General features: G+C 63.7%; 1 protein-coding gene. It reads right to left on the reverse strand.

The window, feature by feature from the left end:
* Nucleotides 1–177: 177 nt before the first annotated feature.
* Nucleotides 178–675: a CcdC protein domain-containing protein gene (locus ACVOKO_RS19435; protein ID WP_346501034.1), complete on the reverse strand. Its 498-nt coding sequence runs from the start codon at nucleotides 673–675 to the stop codon at nucleotides 178–180.
* Nucleotides 676–785 lie beyond the last annotated feature (110 nt).

A 785-nucleotide genomic window follows, 5' to 3' on the forward strand; every position in this document is an offset into this window, starting at 1 on the left:
GCAAGAGGCTTTCCCGGTAAGGCCACTGCCGAGCATGGCTCGGCACTACAACCGGTGAGGCCTCTTGCCGAGCATGGCTCGGCACTACAACCGGTGAGGCCTCTTGCCGAGCATGGCTCGGCACTACAACCGGTAAGGCCTCTGCCGAGCATGGCTCGGCACTACAACCAGCCGGCCCTACGGGTTTGGCTGGCGCAGGCACAGGGCCAAGCCGATCGCCTGCACCAACCCATAGCTGATCAAGGCTGCCGCCAGGGCCAGGGTCAACGGACTGGCATTGCCCATGCCCGGTCCCATGCCTTGGCTGAAAGCGCCGCCATACCAGCGCCACGCCAAACGTCCGATCAGCAGCAGCGCCAGCGCACCGCCAATCCATGGATTGGGCGTATATCCCGGCCGACCATCACGCGGGCTGATCACGGTATGCCTGAGCGCGAATATTCCAAGGCCAATACCGGCAACCGCACCTGCCGCGATACCGAGCGCCACATGCGGGATATACAGCGCGGCGAACACCAGCATCACGCTCACCAGCGACAGGATGCCGATGCGGACGCCATTACGCACAGGACGCCATGGCTGCCAGCCGAAGTGGCGGCGGATACGCCGGTAATACAACCAACCGAAGCCGGCCGTCATCAACCACGGCATATAGACAGGCAGTGCTGCAGGCATCAATCATTCCCCAGGCTGTAGAAACCGACAATGCATCCAACGTCTGTAGTGCCGGGGCCGAGCTCGCAGGGGCGGTGCAGGATAAAGCCCCCTGCGGGGCATGCGGTGCG

This window comes from Stenotrophomonas sp. STEN240, assembly GCF_056756175.1.

What these genes read in the sequence shown, in the direction of transcription:
- ACVOKO_RS19435 (WP_346501034.1), bottom strand. Translation starts at nt 675, where the DNA reads ATGCCTGCAGCACTGCCTGTCTATATGCCGTGGTTGATGACGGCCGGC.